This is a genomic window from Anaerosporobacter faecicola, assembly GCF_012070565.1.
Taxonomy (GTDB): domain Bacteria; phylum Bacillota; class Clostridia; order Lachnospirales; family Lachnospiraceae; genus Anaerosporobacter; species Anaerosporobacter faecicola.
Map to the genome: position 1 here is coordinate 57,023 of NZ_JAAQRO010000008.1, position 21,486 is coordinate 78,508.

At 35.8% G+C, this 21,486-nt stretch carries 21 protein-coding genes; all 21 read right to left on the reverse strand.

The genetic code is table 11. The features are described from left to right. Positions 1-606 precede the first annotated feature (606 nt). The gene (locus HBB17_RS03495; protein WP_167955789.1) at positions 607-2,004 is read right to left on the reverse strand and encodes an NAD(P)/FAD-dependent oxidoreductase; all 1,398 of its coding nucleotides are present in this window, start codon (positions 2,002-2,004) and stop codon (positions 607-609) included. 122 nt (positions 2,005-2,126) lie between these two features. Beyond that, positions 2,127-2,420: an HPr family phosphocarrier protein gene (locus tag HBB17_RS03500; protein ID WP_167955790.1), complete on the reverse strand. Its 294-nt coding sequence runs from the start codon at positions 2,418-2,420 to the stop codon at positions 2,127-2,129. 38 nt (positions 2,421-2,458) lie between these two features. Next, entirely contained in the window at positions 2,459-3,844 is a 1,386-nt protein-coding gene (locus HBB17_RS03505) for a CdaR family protein (protein ID WP_167955791.1), read from the reverse strand. After that, on the reverse strand, positions 3,825-4,703 hold the full coding sequence (gene cdaA, locus HBB17_RS03510; RefSeq protein ID WP_167955792.1) for a diadenylate cyclase CdaA: 879 nt from the start codon (positions 4,701-4,703) through the stop codon (positions 3,825-3,827). Before cdaA ends, HBB17_RS03505 begins: the two co-directional genes overlap by 20 nt. Positions 4,704-4,738: 35 nt before the next feature. Next, positions 4,739-5,782 carry a hypothetical protein gene (locus HBB17_RS03515; protein WP_167955793.1) on the reverse strand — a complete coding sequence of 348 codons (1,044 nt, stop codon included), beginning with the start codon at positions 5,780-5,782 and terminating at the stop codon, positions 4,739-4,741. Between the two features lie 14 nt (positions 5,783-5,796). After that, positions 5,797-6,198: a hypothetical protein gene (locus tag HBB17_RS03520; RefSeq protein WP_167955794.1), complete on the reverse strand. Its 402-nt coding sequence runs from the start codon at positions 6,196-6,198 to the stop codon at positions 5,797-5,799. Positions 6,199-6,448: 250 nt separating this feature from the next. After that, on the reverse strand, positions 6,449-7,381 hold the full coding sequence (locus tag HBB17_RS03525) for an SPFH domain-containing protein (RefSeq protein WP_167955796.1): 933 nt from the start codon (positions 7,379-7,381) through the stop codon (positions 6,449-6,451). Positions 7,382-7,429: 48 nt separating this feature from the next. Beyond that, positions 7,430-7,855, reverse strand: coding sequence for an NfeD family protein (locus tag HBB17_RS03530; RefSeq protein ID WP_167955798.1), 426 nt, complete (start codon positions 7,853-7,855; stop codon positions 7,430-7,432). A 256-nt stretch (positions 7,856-8,111) separates the two neighbouring features. Further along, a complete protein-coding gene (gene rlmB / locus HBB17_RS03535; protein ID WP_167955800.1) occupies positions 8,112-8,906 on the reverse strand; it encodes a 23S rRNA (guanosine(2251)-2'-O)-methyltransferase RlmB in 795 nt (264 codons plus the stop codon). 12 nt (positions 8,907-8,918) lie between these two features. Then, the gene (locus HBB17_RS03540; protein ID WP_167955802.1) at positions 8,919-9,581 is read right to left on the reverse strand and encodes a potassium channel family protein; all 663 of its coding nucleotides are present in this window, start codon (positions 9,579-9,581) and stop codon (positions 8,919-8,921) included. Positions 9,582-9,653: 72 nt separating this feature from the next. After that, a complete protein-coding gene (locus HBB17_RS03545; protein WP_330588145.1) occupies positions 9,654-11,030 on the reverse strand; it encodes a TrkH family potassium uptake protein in 1,377 nt (458 codons plus the stop codon). Between the two features lie 259 nt (positions 11,031-11,289). Further along, complete coding sequence (locus HBB17_RS03550) at positions 11,290-11,880, reverse strand: ATP-dependent Clp protease proteolytic subunit (RefSeq protein ID WP_167955804.1); 591 nt, start codon at positions 11,878-11,880, stop codon at positions 11,290-11,292. Beyond that, positions 11,877-12,290 (reverse strand): helix-turn-helix transcriptional regulator, encoded by a 414-nt coding sequence (locus HBB17_RS03555; protein ID WP_167955806.1) that lies wholly within the window; start codon positions 12,288-12,290, stop codon positions 11,877-11,879. The genes HBB17_RS03550 and HBB17_RS03555 overlap by 4 nt, the downstream gene beginning before the upstream one ends. A gap of 71 nt (positions 12,291-12,361) precedes the next feature. Next, positions 12,362-13,057 (reverse strand): DinB family protein, encoded by a 696-nt coding sequence (locus HBB17_RS03560; RefSeq protein ID WP_167955808.1) that lies wholly within the window; start codon positions 13,055-13,057, stop codon positions 12,362-12,364. A gap of 27 nt (positions 13,058-13,084) precedes the next feature. Beyond that, positions 13,085-13,990, reverse strand: a complete 906-nt coding sequence (locus tag HBB17_RS20680) for a GNAT family N-acetyltransferase (RefSeq protein WP_330588146.1) — start codon at positions 13,988-13,990, stop codon at positions 13,085-13,087. A gap of 225 nt (positions 13,991-14,215) precedes the next feature. Continuing rightward, positions 14,216-15,178 (reverse strand): GNAT family N-acetyltransferase, encoded by a 963-nt coding sequence (locus HBB17_RS03570; protein ID WP_167955810.1) that lies wholly within the window; start codon positions 15,176-15,178, stop codon positions 14,216-14,218. 80 nt (positions 15,179-15,258) lie between these two features. Further along, the gene (prfA, locus tag HBB17_RS03575) at positions 15,259-16,332 is read right to left on the reverse strand and encodes a peptide chain release factor 1 (RefSeq protein ID WP_167955812.1); all 1,074 of its coding nucleotides are present in this window, start codon (positions 16,330-16,332) and stop codon (positions 15,259-15,261) included. 52 nt (positions 16,333-16,384) lie between these two features. Further along, positions 16,385-17,221 (reverse strand): peptide chain release factor N(5)-glutamine methyltransferase, encoded by an 837-nt coding sequence (gene prmC, locus HBB17_RS03580; protein ID WP_167955814.1) that lies wholly within the window; start codon positions 17,219-17,221, stop codon positions 16,385-16,387. Between the two features lie 12 nt (positions 17,222-17,233). Next, the gene (locus tag HBB17_RS03585) at positions 17,234-18,439 is read right to left on the reverse strand and encodes a DUF1385 domain-containing protein (RefSeq protein WP_167955815.1); all 1,206 of its coding nucleotides are present in this window, start codon (positions 18,437-18,439) and stop codon (positions 17,234-17,236) included. A 391-nt stretch (positions 18,440-18,830) separates the two neighbouring features. Next, positions 18,831-19,040: a 50S ribosomal protein L31 gene (rpmE, locus tag HBB17_RS03590; RefSeq protein WP_167955816.1), complete on the reverse strand. Its 210-nt coding sequence runs from the start codon at positions 19,038-19,040 to the stop codon at positions 18,831-18,833. Positions 19,041-19,200: 160 nt separating this feature from the next. Beyond that, the gene (rho, locus tag HBB17_RS03595) at positions 19,201-20,850 is read right to left on the reverse strand and encodes a transcription termination factor Rho (protein ID WP_167955817.1); all 1,650 of its coding nucleotides are present in this window, start codon (positions 20,848-20,850) and stop codon (positions 19,201-19,203) included. Between the last annotated feature and the right edge of the window lie 636 nt (positions 20,851-21,486).

Sequence of the window (21,486 nt, forward strand, 5' to 3'; positions counted from 1 at the left end):
TTGTTTCCAATAAACGTTCATAATTTTCTAAACCTTGGAGTCGATAAATCACGCTATAGCGTTTTACAATAAACAACTTTGCACTATCTACTCTAGCCCCATCCTTATCATTCCTTTTCTATGTATGTAATATGATTGATCTGAATGCTCCATACCACTTGACCATTCAGAAGTAACGAGCTATGACAAGGATCGATGTAATATGACCTCTTTGTCATAACGTTGTCTTACATTATAGCATTAGCACTTTACTTTATCAATATATATTTTCTATTCTACGTATTCATCACTGGTTTCATGCGTTTTCTTCGTGTGTTTATTCCCCCAAATGCAATACAACAAAAAGACAATCATACTACTTTATTATTTGAATTTCGATCTTATATCAAGAAATCTGATTGATCCTATCTCCTATAATAAATTTATGATTGTCTTTCTGTGAATCAACTTTCTTTCTGTTTAGTAACTGTTTTTCTAACAGTTTTTCAACTGTATTTTCAACAGTTTTCTCAGCTGTTTTTCCTATTTCTTTCCCATTTTTTATATGATTGCAATTCTACTATCTATGTGAATTGCTATGTTCATATGTTTCTTTTATTAACGAACTTATACTAACCTTCTACCCATTAATACACCCATTACAGATGCCATCATAAGTCCTCTTGTCCAGCCACTGGAATCTCCTAAGCAATGAAGTCCTTGAATATTGGTTGTGAATTCATCATCCATTTTAATTCGATTGCTATAGAATTTGATTTCTGGTGAATACAGCAATGTTTCATTACTTGCAAAGCCAGGTACTACAGTATCAACTGCTTTAATGAAATTAATTATGTTGACCATAGTACGATATGGCATTGCTGATGTAATATCACCTGCGATCGCATCTGGCATCGTTGGTTTAACATTAGATTGATTTAATTCATCCTGCCATGTTCTCTTACCTTCTAATATGTCACCAAATCGTTGTACTAAGATTTGGCCATTCCCTAACATGTTCACAAGTTCTCCAACCTTTTTTGCATATTCAATTGGTTGGTTAAATGGTTCACTAAAATTATGGGAACATAGAATCGCAAGATTCGTATTCTCTGATTTTAATTTTTTATAGGAATGTCCGTTAACAATTGCTAAATTGTTATCATAATTTTCCTGACTTACGAATCCTCCAGGATTTTGGCAGAACGTACGTACTTTATTCTTAAATGGAAGTGGATATCCGATTAATTTCGACTCATAGAGCACGTTATTCACATCTTCCATGATCTCATTACGAACTTCTACACGTACACCAATATCAACCGTTCCTGGTTGATGCGCTACATCATGACGTTCGCATACTTTTTCCAACCAATCAGCACCTTTTCTTCCTGTAGCAATAACAACATCATCTGCTTCTAATGTTTCTTCTTCCTCTTGCTTCTTGGCATTAGCAAGAATAACCCCTTTACATGTGCCATCTTCCACAATAATATCTTTGCACACCGTATCAAATCGAATCTCTACACCTTGTTCCAACAAATAATTTTCAATCTTAAGATAGATTTCTTGTGCTGCTTCTGTACCAAGATGTCTGATTGGACAATCTACTAATTTAAGTCCTGATTTTATTGCATTTTTTCTAATTTCTTTTACTTTATCGCCAACATTTAGTCCTTCAACCTTCGGATCTGCACCGAATTCCAGATAAATGCTATCTGCATATTTAATTGTTTCTTCTGCCTTATCAACTCCAATAAGAGATGGAAGATCTCCTCCTACTTCTGAGCTAAGTGAAAGTTTTCCATCAGAAAAAGCACCTGCACCTGAAAAGCCTGTAGTGATATGACAATATGGTTTACAATTTACACATTTCTTAGTTGTTGCTTTCGGACAACGTCTTTTACTAATGGAGCAACCCTTTTCAACAATAACAATCTTTTTTGAAGACTGCTTCTTAATCATCTCTAATGCAGTAAAGATTCCCGCTGGTCCTGCACCAATTATAATAACATCGTATTTCATCCTACGCACCTACCTTTTTTACTAATGAATATCGCTCGCCCTTTCGGACGAGCGATAAGTATATCTGATTTCTTTCAACTTGTCAAGTTTTCATATTCTTTTGTTAATTCGTTTTCGTTGTTTTATGATAAGTTCTTATGTTCCATCTCACATTCTTCATCAAAAACTTTATCTAACAAGGAAAGAATCGATTGAAGGGCTTCTTCTTCCTGCTCTCCATCACACTGGATTTCAATTATCATATTATACTTCACACAGGCACCAAGTACTCCCAATACACTTTTCGCATTCACTTGTTTTGTATCCGTCAACAGCATAATATGACAAGAATACTTTAATGCCTCCTGACATAGTAAGCTTGCTGGTCGAAGATGCAATCCATAAGAACTTCGAACTCGTATCTTTCCACTTACCATAGTGCCTCCTTATTGTTACTCCATTGTAACGTTATTCATTATTCTGTACCATCTGAGCCAGTATCTGGTTCTTCGGTCGGTTCTTCAGACGGTTCTTCCTCTTCTTGATCTTCCTGATCTTCCGGCAGATCCGGCAAGACTTCTCCACTATTTTCCTGATCTTCCTCGCCTGTATTCTCTTCTGCTTCTGCTACTGTTAATTCTATCGAAACCGTAGGTTTACTTACAATTTCAATTCCTTCTACTGATGAAAATTGAATCTCAATCGTATAACTTCCTTCTTTGTTTTTTCCTTTAAGATCAATATATGGTGCTAGGTCAGAAATTGTCAGATTCTTAAGATCATCTTCTGTTCCCATTATCTTCACAACCAAATTATCCATATTCATGGAATTTGAAAAATTAAACTTGAATTTGTTATTCAGATTCTTAAATTGAATCTCAGCCATGTCCAAGGTAAAATCTTTGATCTGTAGTTTCTCAATCATTACATTTACCATTACAGTTAAACTTTCTTCTGCCAAGATTACTCCGTCTGGAATATATTTTTCAAGATTAATCTCTGTCTCTATATCAGCATATTGCTCGCTTATATCCACAGGGATTACAATCTTAACTACTTTAGATAGAGAATCCATATCTCCTGCAATCGTTACTGTCTTCGGCTCATATTCTACACCCATATATCGATAACCATGAAGAGGCTCCCCTTCAATTTCTATTTCTACTGGAATCGACTTCGTATTCAGTAATGTACCTACAACTTTTACTTCTGTTGAGCTGAAGATCATCTTAGAAGAATTAATCTCTTTTCCTTCTGCATCATAAACTTTTGGTACACCACTCGTGGTAAAATTCTCCGTAGCATTGGAAACATCAATTTCTACTCGTACTTCGTCAATCTTACTGACTTGTGATTTCGCACCTGTTACCTGAATGATATTTGGTTTTGCCTTCAGGTCTCCAATACAATAGCCTTCTTCCACAGTCCCCTTCTTTACGACATTTACCTTAAACTGTTTCGTCTCTGTATCTTCCAATGAAACAATCAATGTATCCACGGATCCAAGCGTAATACTCGGGGTATCGGATTCTGTCAGATATTTTGTTAACTCTACCTTAATAGGTACAGCATTCCATCTTGATAATTTCGAGAGGTCCGCATAGGCACAGAAATCCGATGTCGATAGATTTTCAACTACGCTCCTCTTACCTTTTACTGTAATCGTTACCGCATCGCCCTCTAATACTTCATAACACATTCCCTGATCTGCAATGACATCTTCATTTCTCTTCTCTACAGATAAACGGAATGTTCGCGTTATAGCTGGATCATCGACGTTGACAATAAAAAACCAGATAAGTGCGGCAAGACCCAAAGATAAGATTTTCAGTCCTAAATTTTTAGTCCACTTTCTTTTCATTCTTCAGTCTTCCCCTCCATAGTTTTATTTTCTTTGTTTCAGGAGATTTTTTCTGGAATGATTGTAGTTTATTCTTTAGATAATCTCCATCTACATTACGGATCAATACACCACCAATAGCTATTGAAACCTTACCTGTTTCTTCTGAAACCGTTATTGTCAAACTATCTGATACTTCACTAATTCCTACACCAGCACGATGTCTTGTACCAAGATCTTTACTCAACTCCATGTTATCTGACAATGGGAGATAACAGGTTGCAGCAACAATTCGATTGCCTCGAATTAATACAGCACCATCATGCAAAGGTGTATTGTGTTCAAATATATTAATTAACAACTGACTACTTATTGCCGAGTCAATAATAATTCCTGTTCTTTCATATTCACTTAATAAAATATTCTGTTCGATTACCATCAATGCACCAGTCTTTGTTTTTGCTAACTCGAAAGTAGCACGAACAATTTCAGTTATGGTCTTATCAGAGAATCGTTCATTCTTTTCCTTTTGGTCATCGAAAGGGATAAAGGATGATACGATGTTCTTTCTACCTAACTGTTCCAAAGCCTTACGTAATTCCGGTTGAAATACAATAATGACAGCGATTATTCCGACATTAATTGTTTTCGATATGATCCAAAGGATAACATTAAAATTCATAATGGAGGCAATAAGACTGAATATACATAGTACGATTATACCTTTTACTAACATCCAGGCTCTTGTGTTCTTTATCCAGTTTACAATATGGTAGATTAAGAAAGCCAATATTAGTATTTCTAAAATATCGGTTAGCGTCAAATCTGGGAATGATAACCACACTAAATAATCATTTACAAAACTCTTAATTTTCTCCATTTGCATTCGCACCCTTACTTATAGTTTACATTACTTTATCTTTTCTTATCCTCATCAGGATAATCATCGAACTCATCAAACTTGTCTTCAAACTCATCATCATACAACTCATTCTTTACAGCTTCCTTGACATTCATTCGATTTGATGACACTTTTTTCTCATTAATCTTCGTCACATTTTTCTGTGGTACGGTAATCTTCATCTTTGGTACAGCTTTTACATAGTAATAATAGTCATCATCTTGAAATTGTACATATTCGACCGCTGTATAATCTAACGTCAATCGGAAGAATTGAACAACATAAACAATTATACCAGAGACTATGGAACCTACTACTAAAGCAAGAATCTTATCTTGAATATCTAAGCGCAAATCACCAATTAAAAATACAAAGATATTCACAACTACTCCTGTAACAATGGCAATATCAAAGGCATGATCCATTTTTCTTGTACGAATAAAGTATGTCAGTAAAAGAACGATAGCAAAAACAGCAATCGTTAGAATCATCTCTTTATTAGCTTTTAAACTGTCAATAACAAAGGTATAGAGCTGTAAAGTATCTTCAACAGTCATACTCACTGTAATCTGTGCAGCTTGTTTTATTATTACGATGAAAAAATATAGGAACACACCACAACTTACTGGTATGATTGCCATTGGTGTACCGATAATTCCTAATAGAATTGGTATCACATATGGAATCTTAAGTAGAAAACAAATTGGCATTAATATTAAAACGTATCCTTGTTTTGGGGTAAAACGGATAAACAAAAGATAGATAACTAAAAAAACGGCTATTACTAGAATAGACAAAATCTTTGATACAAAATAAAAATGTATAAATGATAACAATGCTGCAATAATGATCATAATTGGCGTTGGTAGAAATGCACAAAAAGCTGCTAACAAAAGTACAATTGGCAAACTATTAAACCGTAGATCATATCCATACGAATTATTTAAAACCATAAATACAAGCATTGAAATAAAGAATCGAACCACTGGTTTTGCATACACTTCTATCTTTTGGTATATGGTTATTAGTCTTTCTTTCAAAACGAGTAAACTCATCATATATTATACTCTCCCTATTTCAGTTCATTCTCTTCGTCTATATAATATTGGCGAAGCTGTTTTAAGTTCTTTCGATATTGAAACAACCTTTTTCTAGATGAATCAAATTTTAATGAATATCCTACAATTGAACTAAAGACATATATCGTCAATAGAATAATGTATATACCAAGCACTTTTGCACCAATTGCTTTATAATCAAGCTTTACCGCTTCCTGTATAAGATATTCTGATTTATAAAATGCTATTATAATCAACAGAATCAAATAAGACACTGTCACACTGACAACAGATTTTATTATCTGATACCGTAAATAATCCATCTTAAAATACTTGCTAAGTTTGATGTCTTCCCCTTCATCTTTTTCATAAATGGCCAATTTGGTCATTAAGGAAATTTTATTATTGTCAAGCATTGATTCACCTCCCAATAAATATACAAAAACATTATACCACAAAGGGTGTCTGATTTCGAGAACTATTTTCCCAAATATACGGGTCCCCTCCTATCATTCTTCCCATTCTGTACTTCCTTAATCCAATTCCTCTTTTCCCTTTATTTTAAAAGTAGTTCTCACTATTTCATACGCAAAAAACAGGTATTACAAAAGTATGTATATTTTCCAATCATACTTTTGCAATACCTGTATGCGAACGAATTAACTATTATACGTTTTCTTTGCTTACTTCTGTAATACTTTTCACTAAACCTGCAATTCCTTGAATCTCCGAAGGAATGATAATCTTGGTTGCCTTTCCATCTGCTGCTTTTGCAAATGCTTCTAAGCTCTTTAACTGTAATACTGCGTTGCCTGGTTGCGCCTCATTTAAGAAACGAATACCATCTGCATTTGCCTGTTGTACAGCAAGGATTGCTTGTGCTTGACCTTCTGCTTCACGGATTGTTGCTTCTTTCTTTGCTTCTGCACGTAAGATTGCTGCTTCTTTTTCTGCTTCTGCTTCAAGAATCGCTGATTCTTTCTTACCTTCTGCAACTAAGACTGTGGATTTCTTTTCACCCTCTGCACGAAGGATTGCTTCTCTTCGTTCACGTTCCGCTTTCATCTGTTTCTCCATTGCATCTTGAATTGCTGCTGGAGGAATAATATTCTTAAGTTCTACACGATTTACTTTAATACCCCAAGGGTCAGTTGCTGTATCCAAAGAAACTCTCATCTTTGTATTAATGATTTCTCTTGATGTAAGTGTTTGGTCAAGTTCCAAGTCACCGATGATATTTCTTAATGTAGTGGCTGTAAGATTTTCAATTGCCATGATTGGGTTCTCAACACCATATGCAAATAATTTAGGATCTGTAATCTGAAAGAATACAACTGTATCAATTCGCATGGTAACGTTATCTTTTGTAATAACGGGCTGTGGAGCGAAATCAACTACTTGTTCCTTCAGCACTACTCTTTTTGCTACACGATCAATAAATGGTACTTTAACATGTACACCAACATTCCATGTTCCTTGATAACCGCCCAAACGTTCTAATACATAAGCTTGTGCCTGTGGAACGATTTTAATACAAGATGCAAGAATAATTAAAATAATGATTACAAAACTAATACCAATAATTTGCCAAGTATCCATACTTTCTTTCCTCCATTTTCTTCTCTCTCATTTACTTCTCTCATTTTGTTACTTTGCTACAATCAACTTAACTCCCTTAATTGCAACAACCTTAACCATTGTACCTTCTTGAATAATCTCATCTTCCCGTTCAGCTCTTGCTGTCCATTCCTGGCCATTCACATTTGCAGAACCAGTCTGATTAAAATTATCAATTGTTGATGTAACCTTTGCCTTTTGCCCGATAATACTTTCATAGTTGGTTCTTGCACGATGATTATTGAAATATCGTATTGCGATTGGTCTTGTGAAACATAACAAAATAACAGAAACTACAACAAAGAGTAAAAACTGTATCAAATAGCTAGCTCCAAGAATGGATGCAAGGAATGCAATTAAAGCACCACCTGCGAACCAAATTGTTGTTAATCCCAAGGTCGTAATTTCAATGATCAACAATACCGCTACTGCAATCAGCCAGTAAAATGATTCCATACCTTCAATCCCCTTTCTACATTCTCTATGTGGATTATATTCCAACCTCCACCACATGTATTCAAGTTTGAAAAGATGATTTACACTTTTTCATTTATTCTTTCCGTACCTTGAATTGTTATACTTATTTTACTTCATAGTATTTGTAATTACAATACAAAAGGGCAAAGAAAAATGCGTCAAACAAGCCGTTTTCCGCATTTTTAATATTGCTTTCTATTTTTTCTAATCAGATTTTAATATTTGTCTTCTTCTTTTAAGAAGATCTCTTATTTCGCTTTTGGCGATATACTTCATACATCAGGATGGAAGCTGCTACTCCTGCATTAAGAGATTCCACTTTACCTTCCATCGGAATCTTGATCAAACGGTCCGCTTCCTTACTAACTTCTTCGGATATTCCATTCGCTTCATTACCAATAATAATACCCGTCTTCGATTCATATACTTCTTCATCGTAATAATTTGTAGCTGACAAATGAGAAGCATAGATCGTAATCCCTTGCTGCTTCATCTCTCGAAGTGCATCAACAAAGTGATCCACATAGACAAATGGCATCCGATATAAGGCACCCATCGTAGAACGTACAACCTTGGGATTAAAGATATCCACAGATTCTTTACTAATAACGATCCCCGTTATGCCTGCTCCTTCTGCAGTACGAATGATCGTTCCCATATTCCCAGGATCTCTTACATCTTCTAACAACAAAAGATTCGCATGTTCTGCAGTTATTAGTGATTCATAATCATAAGCAGGCTGTTTTACTATTGCCAAAACCCCTTGTGGTGTCGTGGTGTCAGCTACCTCACAAAAGATCTTGTCTGCTACTATTTCATAAGAAAAACCATCAAAATACGCAGTATTCTCCTGTATTCGTTCCTGATAGAAGGTTTCCGTAACATACGCCTTCACTAATTGCTCCTGGCTCGTTTCTTCAAACATTTTGATTCCTTCGATTACAAATTCTTTCTGGCTATTTCTAACCTTTGCTTTTTTCTGAAGGGCTATCAAATTTTTAATCTGGTTATTACTTGCACTTGTTATCATATGTTCTCCTTACTATTTTCCCTGCATACTCGCTAACTTATTCAAGGTTTCATTCTTTCCAATCATAACAAGAACATCATTTTTTGATACTGCGATATCTGCATCTGGATTGATATCAAGTACACCATTTTTCTTAATTCCAATAACATTCACTTTGTATTTGGCACGGAGGTTTAGTTCCCTTAGACTATGTCCATCCCATTCTTTTAATGCTTCTACTTCCATCATACTAAAGGTTGAAGATAACTCTACTGCATCAAAGAAGTTCCCCAAAAGTAGATTATTTGCAATTCGTATTCCCGTTTCTTTTTCTGGGAAAACAACCATATCTGCACCAACTTTTTTAAGGATCTTTGCATGTAAGTCATTCTGCGCTTTAGCCAAAACATATGGGATTCCCAGTTCTTTTGCCAAGATTGTAACCATGACACTTGCTTCCAAGTCTTCACCGATTGCTACAATTGCTCCATCAAAATTACTGATTCCCAATGTTTCCATTGTATCTACATCGGTAACATTTGCTTTTACTGCATATGTAACGATGTCCGCCATTTCTTGAATCTTATCTTCATTATCATCTACAACTAAAACTTCACAACCACTATCTGCTAATGTTGTTGCAACACTTTTCCCAAATCTCCCTAATCCAAATACAACAAATTCTTTATTTGCCATTCTATACCATACCTTTCTGTACGCCAATTCCAATACAGTTACTGATTGTTATCTGCATCAAATTCTTATTGACTAACCAACTGAAATATTTTCTTCTGGTAAATGTTTTCCATTTCCTTTTACTGATTTCAAATTAAATGCCAATGCCATAGACATAGGACCAATTCTTCCTAAGTACATGGTTATAACTATAATAACCTTCCCTACTGTTGTAAGTGTTGGTGTTATTCCTCTGGTTAATCCTACGGTTGCTAATGCAGATGTTGTCTCAAACATAACATCAAGGAAATTACCACCTTCAACGACGGATAACAAAATTGTCGATATAAATAACACACTTGCACTTACTAAAATAACTGCTAATGCCTTCTTAATGTAGAAATCTGCAATCTTTCTTCTATGCAACTCCACATCCTGTTTCCCTTTTACAATGGATATTGCTGCCAAAAAGATCATTGCAATGGTTACCGTCTTAACGCCACCTGCGGTTCCTGAAGGAGAACCACCAATAAACATTAATACAATTGAAATAAAAGCAGAATCACTCGTAAGATTCTCCTGTGGTATTGTAAAGAAACCTGCTGTTCGAGTCGTTACTGACTGAAACATAGAAGCCATAACCTTGCTTCCAAAACCTAGATTTCCTATAGTTCCTTTGTTATTATACTCCATAATAAATATTACAACTGTACCCGTTAGGATAAGGATTATGGTAGTTCCAACTGCAATCTTTGTATGTAATCGAAGACTACGCAAAAAAGTTTTCAGATGGAATTTTTCTTTAAAGGATTTCTTGAGTTTTTCTAGTACATCCCACCACACAGGGAAACCAATACCTCCTAAAATAATCAGTGCCATTGTCGTAAAGTTAACCAATGGATCCGATACATAATCTGCCAAACTAACCTCTCCAAGAATATCCATACCTGCATTACAAAAAGCGGATACCGCATTAAAGATTGCTCTTCCTAAGCCTGAAAAGAAACCATACTTTGGTATAAAGGAAAAACTATAGAGCAGTGCTCCAATTCCTTCCACTAAGAATGTTCCTTTCATAATCTTAATCGTCAAGCGTACTAATCCACGTAACGTATCTAGATTATATGCTTCTTGTATCAGTAAACGTTCCCTTAATGTAATTCTTTTTCTCATGATTAGTAAAATTGTTGTTGTAAAAGTTATGACTCCCAAACCACCAAATTGTATTAAGATCAAAATGACAATATGACCGAATGTTGTCCAGTGGGACAAGGTATTCACTGTTGTCAACCCCGTTACACAGATTGAGGTTGTTGCTGTAAACAGAGCATCTACTAGTTTTGTCGTCTCTCCTTCTCTTGTTGCAAATGGTAGCATAAGCAATGCCGTTCCAAGAATTATTGCTGCCAAGAAACCGAATACAATCATCTGGGTCGTCGAAAACTTTATTTTCTTTAACTTATCTTTCATAATTTCCTCCACATCAAAGTCAGAATCCTCAATGATTCCGTCCTTTGAATCATGTGTTACCGTTATCCTTCATCCTGTAACACTTAATAAATGATTTTACCACTCTTGTGTTGTTTTCTCAACCTTTACTTTACCATAGAAAATGCAAACTACTACTATAATATCTATAATAATAGTTTGCATTTTCTTCGATAATTATAACTCTCTCTATTTTATTTTGCAACAAGTCTACTAGTTTATCTTTTGTTAAGAATCCACTCTAGTAAGTTTGTTTGATAATCGTGTCGATCAAACCATATTCCTTCGCTTCCAAAGCAGTCATATAATAATCCCGTTCACAATCTCGTTCCAGCTGTTCCATGTCTTTTCCTGTATTCTCTGACAAGATGCGATTCATCTTATTCTTCGTATTCTGCATATGTCGAGAAACAATCTCAATATCCGTTGCTTTCGCAGGTGCATTCATTCCACCAGCTGGTTGATGAATCATGATTTCCGCATTAGGGAGAGCAAACCGTTTTCCTTTTGCTCCACCTGCCAGTAGAAACGCACCCATACTTGCTGCCATTCCTATGCAGATTGTTGACACATCACATTTAATATAATTCATTGTATCATATATCGCTAACCCGGATGGAATACTTCCTCCAGGACTATTGATATACAAGCTGATATCCTTCTTATAATCCACGGATTCCAAATACAATAATTGAGCAACAATGGAAGTTGCTAAGGTATCTGTCACTTCTTCTCCTAGAAATATAATGCGATCATTTAATAATCTTGAATAAATATCAAAACTACGTTCACTGTTTCCCGTTTGTTGTATTACATAAGGTACAAAACTCATGCTGCAATTCGCTCCAATCTCATCTGTAATGTATTCGGACGTTGTACGTGAATGGATCTCATTCGAGTTCTTTCCTTATTTGCTCTTACGTAACAATTACTTCTCACATATGCTGGCGTATAGAGAAATCGATTGCGAAATGCTTTGGTAAAGGACTGTTGTGACGTATACCCAACCAATTGAGCAATGTCCACGATTGGTGTTTTTGTCTGCATCAGAAGTTGTTGTGCTTCCTGTAAACGACGTTCCACAATATAAGTATGTATTGTCATTCCCGTGGTTTCTGCAAACATCCGGCTCAGATGGTACTTGGAATACCCAAATTTTTTTGCAAGATGATCCAAACTGATTTCTTCTGAAAAATGCATCTCGATGTACTTTTTTATCTTTTCTATACAATAATGATCCATCAGACGACCTCCTTTTGTACCAAGTATACACTGCTATTGCTGTCGCTGTCTTATCCTAAATTGCGGTTTTCTCATTTTAGATAGAATTGATGTTTGGTTTTCATTTGCTCTTTCCACTTGAAGCAATCATTCAAATGTAGGATTACATGTCTTGTTGGTGGCATCAGCAATAACCCCGCCATGTCCTTCTTTCCCCAAAAATCAAGAAGCCAGATCGATTCCTCCTGATTGGTAACACCACCTTCCAATCGTATCCGCTCCAACCCTTCTTTCGACACCTTACGCTTGCAATCTTCTTGGGATAGTTGCATAACATTTTCCCTTGTTTGTCTTCCAACTTCATTGCGGTATTCCCACAATTCTTTCTTATCCACTTGTTTGCTAAATGCAATGATTTCTTGATCACTCCAGGCATTTCCTGTATCACACACCGATACCCCCAACCTCTCGTTCCATTCCTTATCAAATACCTGTGACTTGTCCATCATAAGTATGTTCATCGTCAAATCTTCAATTCTGGCAATATGCCAGATCACCCAAGCAATTGTCTCATCCTTCTTTGTGGGCATGATTGCATACTGTTCGTCTGTTAACCCCTCTTTCAATGCGTCGATCTGATTGTCTGTTTTTCCTGACACAACGCCACTATGCAGTTCTCCATGAATGTTCAAGAACAGCTGTCTAGCTTCCTGAAATTGATCTGGTTTCCGTATGATTCCACTTAAATCTTTATGTATAGGACTCAATTCATTCCCAAAATATTTCATGATTTTCCCCCTTCGTGTCTTTCCTATTTAGAGCCATTGAATAAACGCCGTTTTATCCTTTCGATTATAGCCAGCTTGCTCATAAAACTTTAGGGTACTTTCTTGTTTCGAACCAGTTAAAAGCATCATCTTATAGCAATTTTCCTTCTGTGCAATCGTTTTTGCATAATTCAGACATTGCGTTGCATATCCTTTTTTTCTGTAATCTTGATCCGTTATTACATTTTCTACAAATGCATATGGACGCTGTTCATGTGTTAGATTTGGTATGATCACACAAACACAAGAAGAGATAATCTTTCCATCTTGTTCTGCCACAATTATATGATGGTTTGGATCCAATAGAATCTGTTTCCATAATTGGTCTTGTCTTTCTGACTTTTCCGGCATTGGATTGTCATGCAATTGCATATACAACTTCATTAGATTTTCCCAATCCTTCTCGCTAGCTTCACGTACACAAAAGTCATACCGCATCAGATATTCTTCCTCACGTTCTTCTATTACATGAAAACCAACCTTGCGATACATTCGGTACGCATAATTTTCTTTCTGTACTGATAAAGAAACACGTGGACAACCAACCTCCCTTAGTTGTTCTAACATCCGCTCCATCAATCTGGTTCCAATTCCATAGCCGCGATATTGCTTATAGATGGATATCGCAATCTCTGGTGTATGATCATCAACACTTCCATACCCATGTATATTACGTACCCAAACCGCTCCAACAACCTCTCCTTCTACTTCAGCACAGAGGCAATAATCTTGTTCGCCAGTTCCAAAATCTTTAATGTATACCTGTAGTTCTGGACGCTCAATGATTTCCTTTGGTGCCAAATTGTTTTCATCTGGTTGAAATATTGCTTCATACAAGAACTCACGCAGCAATGGATATTCCTGTTCTTCCATTTCCCTTATTCTATATTCCATACTTATTTTCTACTCTTTCCTTTATCTATTTTATGTATTCCTCTTTTCACTTACCCTATTGACCTACACATTGTATGTCGTATACAGTGATCCAAAACCTGTGTTTTACAAAAGTTTGCTATATCATATACCACTTGTCGCTCTTTTACAAGTACGAATTGATCTTATCCTGCAAAGGACAATAACTTAGGGTAGGGATTCCATCATATATTCTTGATCTGTTTATCACAATTGCAATTGATACTGATGAACTTTCTGTACCACTCCATTCTTCTCAAACTGAACTTCGTCTGGCATCAAAGTAAATCCAACTTTTTTCAGAATTCGTTCACTTGCTATATTGGCTATACATACATCTGCAATAAGGAGACAAGTACCATGTTTTTCATGCATTGTCCGTAATAACCACTCTACTGCTTTGCTTGCATATCCTTTTCCCCATACTGCTTGGTCAAATTGATAAAACACTCCATACTCTCCCTTTGTTTCATTCATGCAAGGGCAACCAACCACACCAACGATCTGGTTCTTCTCTTCATCCCACACAACAAATGTATCATACTCCTTCAATCGATGAATTCTTCTTCTTGTTTCATCCTCCGTACAGGGTTCTTTTATATTGGTATATCGAGTAACTTCTGTATTCGACCATATTCTTGCCAATGCATTGGTATGTATTTCATTTAGTGGTTCAAAAAACAAATGTATATTCTCTTTCACACGTACCTTATTATCCACTGTATCTGTATCTAATATGAGTTCTTGATTCGGATAACCAAATTCTTCGACAAATCTTCCTTCTACAAATCCAAATTTCTTATAGAAAGCCCGTGCAGCTATTCCTTTTTCGTCTCCCTCACGAAAAGTCGTAACCATAATTCTTTTATCACGATCCAGATTTTTTATTGCCTCTTCCATCAGCATAGTAGCAATTCCTTTTTTACGGTATTCCTGAGATACAGCCATACAACATATTCTATTATGCTTTTTTGAAAAAAGTAATACCCCCACTACCTTTCCTTTCTCTTTTATACAAATTGCTTCTCTTCTGCTTATAAAGCGAAGAACGGTTTTCTTATGTTCCTCCCTTTCTTCTTTCGTCTCTAACCCAGGAAAATTACCGCTTATCTGATCTACCAATTCCATCCATGATACGATATCATTGGTTTGTCCATACTCCAGTTTCATTCATTACCCCTCCTACAAAAAAAACCTTCCCTATACTTTGAACAGTCATGGGAAGGTTTTTTTCTCTTATCTAGTAACTCTTAGTTATCTTGCATATTAGCTAACTTCTTCGCTTGGTCTGCAGCGATACATGCATCAATGATTTCCTGGATATCTCCATTCATCACTTTATCTAACTTGTAAAGAGTTAGATTGATTCTGTGATCCGTTACACGGCCTTGAGGGAAGTTATAGGTTCTGATCTTTTCTGAACGATCCCCTGTACCAATCTGGCTTCTTCTTGCTTCTGCTTCTGCATCATGGGCCTTTTGGCACTCGATATCATATAATTTTGCACGTAATAATGCGAATGCTTTATCTTTATTCTGTAACTGTGATTTTTCGGTCTGGCTATATACTACAATTCCAGAAGGGTAGTGAGTTAAACGCACAGCGGAATCGGTTGTATTGACACACTGTCCACCATTACCAGAAGCACGCATAACATCAATACGAATATCTTTTTCATCAATCTGTACATCAACTTCTTCTGCTTCAGGCATAACCGCAACTGTTATCGTAGAAGTATGGATACGTCCACCTGACTCTGTTTCAGGAACACGTTGTACACGATGAACACCAGATTCGTATTTCATAACGGAGTAAGCGCCTTGTCCATTGATCATAAAACTTACGCTCTTCATTCCACCAATTCCAATTTCTTCACATTCCATCGTTTCTACTTTCCAGCGTTGTCCTTCTGCATAATGCACATACATACGATAAATCTCCGCCGCAAATAAGGCAGCTTCATCACCACCTGCACCTGCACGAATTTCTACGATAACGTTTTTATCATCGTTTGGATCCTTTGGAAGTAATAAAATCTTTAATTCTGTTTCGATTTTTTCCATACGTTCTTTGCATTCTGCTAATTCCTCTTTTGCAAGTTCACGCATTTCTTCATCACTTTCTTCATCAAGAATATGAAGACTATCTTCGATTCCTTGTTTTGTTTCCTTATACTCTTTGTATTTGTCTACAATTGGTGAAAGTTCCGCTTGATCTTTCATTAATTTACGAAATCTCGTCTGATCATTGGCAACAGTTGGTTCATTAAGTTCGTCCATGATCTCTTGTAAACGACTTACTAACTCTTCTAACTTATCAAACATCTGGTATTCCTCCATAACTAATAACAATTTGGTTCTAAACTTGCTAAATCCTCTATATACAATTCTTTTTGCCTATTACTACACGGTCAAGACCTGGTAAATCTTTAATAATCTGCACTTCAGAAAATCCTGCATCTTCAAGTAAGGCTTTTACCTCTTGCCCTTGGTCATGCCCTATTTCCAATAGTATATGTCCATCTTTATTAAGATAATTCCCTGCCTCTTTTGCTAATATACGATAAAAATGCAACCCATCTTCTGTTCCATCTAAAGCAAGCATCGGCTCATGCTCTTTTACCTCAGGCATAAGTCCTTCAATCACTTTCGTAGGAATATACGGAGGATTCGATACAATCATATCATATGTCCCTGTAACTTTTGCAAATAAATCGCTTTCTATAAATGTAACAGGTACCTCTACTGTTGATGCATTCTTTTTTGCTACTTCCAATGCTTTTTTTGATATATCCACTGCTGTCAAACTTTTCGTTTCACATAATTTGCCTAAACTCACTATGATACAACCTGATCCAGTACACATATCTAATATGTCAGCATTGTTTGCATATTTCATTGCTCGTTCAACTAGGACCTCTGTATCCTGTCTCGGGATCAATACATTCTCATCCACGTAGAAGGATATCCCCATAAATTCTTGTTGATGGGTTAGATATTGATAGGGAATATGTTCTGCACGAGCTTGAATCATAGCCTGGTACGTTTGGTATTGCTCTGATGGAATCTCCATATTGGGATTCATATAATAATCTGTTTTTGTAATTGAAAAACATTCCATTGCCAAATACCAAGCATCAATTTTTGCTTCCTCAATTCCCGCAGATTGTAGTTTTTTTTCTGCCTGTTTCAATATGGTAGCTAAAGAACTCATCTAATACCCTCTTTAATTCTTCTTATTCTGTTCGGAAGCAACCTGTGCTGGCGTTTCAAAGTAACGGTCTAAAGCACGAAGGATTTCATCGTCTTCCTCATCCTCTTCATTGTATGTTGTACTTGCCGTCTGTACAGAATTATGATTTTCATCAACATTTTCTTTTTCCAATGTAGCAGCTGTCTCTAAGTCAGAATTCACTTCTTCTTTCGTTCTCTTCTGATTTTTCCACTGATCTGCATTTTCTTCAAGATATTTTTTCCAATCAAAAACCGCTTCTACTGATTTAATTGCTACTTCAATCATATCATCATCTGGTTCTCTCGTCGTTAACCCTTGTAACCATAATCCTGGTTTACTTAGTATAGCAACAACCTTTGATTCACTTCTTCCTGCCAAACGAATAAACTCATAAGATACACCTGCGATTACTGGTACTAGAAGTACACGATATAACATTCGAAGCCAAATGGTATCTACACGAATGAAGATAAAAAAGATTACGCTAATCACCATAACAATGAGCATGAAGCTTGTTCCACAACGCTTGTGTTCTTTGGATTGCCAACGAACATTTTCCACCGTCAGGTCTAACCCATGTTCAATACAATTAATTGTCTTATGTTCTGCTCCATGGTACATAAATACGCGTCTTATATCTTTCATCTGCGAAATGATTACAATATAGGCAATGAAGATAACGATTCGGATAACACCTTCCACTAACGCAAGAAGCGCAGAAGATTCAATCACTTCAGATAATAAATTACCGATAAGAAATGGTAACAGCATAAAAATACCAACTGCTAATAAGATCGAGGCACAAATTGTCAATGCCATAAGTAAACCGTCTCCTGCTTTTTCCTCTTTCTCATTTGCTTTTTCTGCATGAACGGTTTTTTCTTTTTTATTATTTGTATTCTTTGTCTGTTTTCCATTCTTTCCATTCTTTGCATCCGTTTTTTCCTCTTCTTCTTCAAAAAAACTAGATGAGAATGTTAAAGTTTTCGTTCCGATCACCATGGACTCAATAAAATTAGCGACTCCACGAACAATCGGTAATCCTAATATTGGAAACCGTTTTGTAACGCTGACGTATTTATTTTTCTGAACAATTATCTCATTGTTTGGTATTCGAACAGCAACTGCATATTCGTCTTGATTCTTCATCATTACGCCTTCTAAAACAGCCTGTCCTCCTATTCCTGATGACTTCATTATCGTACCTTCCCTTCTTTTTTCATGATCCCTCTAATCAGCTCATGTAGCGTTGTAACCTCGATTACCCTATTCGATATATGGGTACCCTATATATGAATGTTGATCCAAATCAATATGTGACGTATGACCTTTTCTTCTCAGCAATTAATAAGATGATACTAGCGTCTTAAGGTCATATTTTCACGTTTTTATATCTTTACGTTTATATTCCTTTTACGTATATATTCCTTTTAACGCTGTAATCTTCGTATCTGGATAAATAATAGAAAAGACATAAACGCCCTAAACGATTTAGAACATACTTACAATACTATTTTTTTATTTAAAAATAGGTTGAGATTACATAACCTCAACCTGCTTTTAAAATAGAAAGATGATACATCTCTATCTAGTTTTCTTCTTTTATACCGTATCTACGGTTGAACTTATCAATTGCACCATGAGCTGCAATAGCTTTTTGTTGGCCAGTGTAGAATGAATGGCATTTTGAACAAATTTCAACGTGGATATCTTCTTTTGTAGATCCTACTGTAAATTCATTACCGCAGTTACATACAACCTTTGCTTGGTAATAGTTTGGATGGATTCCTTCTCTCATCTTTTTCACCTCTTCTTATCGTTAATTATATTGGATTGGATTTTGCCAATCGTATTAACATAAGACATAACCTAATGAACGGATATGCCGTAGTTTTATAAACAGCTTTTTCATTATATCATAGATTTTTGACAGATGCAATCACTTTTTGTTATTCCTTTTAGACCAGTTTTGTCTTCTTTATTGTTTCAATAAATTCAAAATTCGTCTTGGTCCGAAGAAATAAATCGATGATTTTTTCCAATGCTTCATCTGATTTCATTCCGTTCAATGCACGATGCATCAAATAGTTTGCTTCTGTTTCCTGCGTAGTCAATAACAAATCATCTCTTCTTGTACTGGATTTAGCTAGATCAATAGCAGGGAAGATTCTCTTCTCTGATAAACTTCGATCCAATACCAATTCCATATTACCAGTACCTTTAAACTCTTCAAATACAACATCATCCATACGAGAACCCGTTTCTACTAAAGCAGTAGCAAGAATTGTCAAGCTGCCTCCTTCTCTCATATTTCTCGCAGCTCCAAAGAATTTCTTTGGCATATGCAATGCTGCTGGATCAAGACCACCCGAAAGTGTTCGGCCACTTGCTTGTACGGTCAAATTATATGCTCTTGCCAATCTTGTAATGCTGTCCAATAAAACAACAACATCTTTCTTGTGCTCTACCAATCGTTTTGCACGTTCAATTACCATTTCCGATACACGCTTATGATTCTCTGGCAGCTCATCGAATGTTGAATAGATTACTTCGACATTCTTTCCCTCAATGGATTCTTTGATATCCGTAACTTCTTCTGGACGTTCATCAATTAGCAAGATAATTAATTGCATATCTGGATGGTTAATGGTTATGGATTTTGCAATCTGTTTTAATAATGTAGTTTTACCTGCTTTTGGAGGAGATACAATCATACCTCTTTGACCTTTACCAATTGGTGAAACAAGATCCACCATACGCATTGCGATTCCTGCTGCTGGTGTCTCTAGATGAATTCTCTCATTTGGGAAAATCGGTGTAAGTTCTTCAAATTTCTTTCTTTTTTGAGCTTCTGATGGGTGAAATCCATTTACTGATTTCACAAACAATAATGCACTAAACTTCTCATTCTGGTTACGGATTCTTGTATTTCCTACTACGATGTCTCCTGTTTTTAAGTTAAATCTTCGAATCTGTGCAGGAGAGACATACACATCATTCTCTCCTGGTAAAAAATTATCGCAGCGAATGAAGCCATATCCATCTGGTAATACTTCCAGTATTCCTTCTTTTGTTTCTCCACTATCTAATTGTTCCATATCTCCTGTGCTATTGTTCATTCGTTTTGAAATTTGTGGTTCGCTCTCTCTCACAAGCTCCCTGCTCTCTGGGTAGTCATTCAATTGGTTATTTCTTTGTTGCTCATTCATTTGTTCATTCTCATATTGCATATTTCTTCCTTGCTCGCCTTTTGAACGTTCATTTCCCAATTTCACATATTTGCTTTGATAACTTCTTACATGTTCATTTCCAGGCTTTCCAACTCTAACCTGTTCGCTCTTTCCTTGTTCCACCCTAACTTGATCATTATCTAGCGGTCCATTTTTTACCTGCTCACTCTTATGATCCTTGCGATCCATGTCTGTACTATGACTAATTGTTGACCGCTCTTGTTTTTTAGTGTTCTCTTGATCCATATGTGAGTTGTCCATCTCCCCTAGCATATCGATCAATTCTTTTTTTCGTAATGTTGATATATTCTTAAGACCTTTTTGTTTGGCTATCTCTTTTAATTCCGTTAATGACATAGCTGCATAATTATTCTCCATATGTATACTCCTTTACTTATATTTGTTCTCTGTACCATATCTTTGACTGTTTCCTTAATTCCTATACATTCGACACATATCTTCGAGTTGTTAATGGTTCATTTCGAAGAACAACCTTCCTTCCAAAAACAACACATATCTTTTTTCATTCGATTCATTATTTAATTAAAATATACACTTTTGCATCTGTTCAGTGTAAGTAGTTTTCAATACATATAAATATTGATCTTTGCTATGCACTACCATTATCCACGTATATGAACGTGTATCAATTCGATCTGAACATATACCATCATTCTATATAAAAATGTAACAGTAATTCTTCCTTATAATCAACAGATAAAAGTCTAGCAACGAATTGCCTTCTTTCACTTGTCAATTACGTGAATTCCTAATATTGTTTTATGCAAAGGGCAAAATAATCAAATGGAAAACTTTAAGAAAAGCTTCTTAGGCATATCAACATTATTCACATGTTACATTAAGATTTCTTTTGGGAAACACAAGATTGTCAGAACAATAGAATTTATTCTATTATACATCCATTTTTGTACAAAATAAAGCTATTTTTCTGTTAGGATACTTGTTCTAGCCTTTTTGCTCCCCCTTCGTCCTTGATTTCCCTTTTTGTAAGTG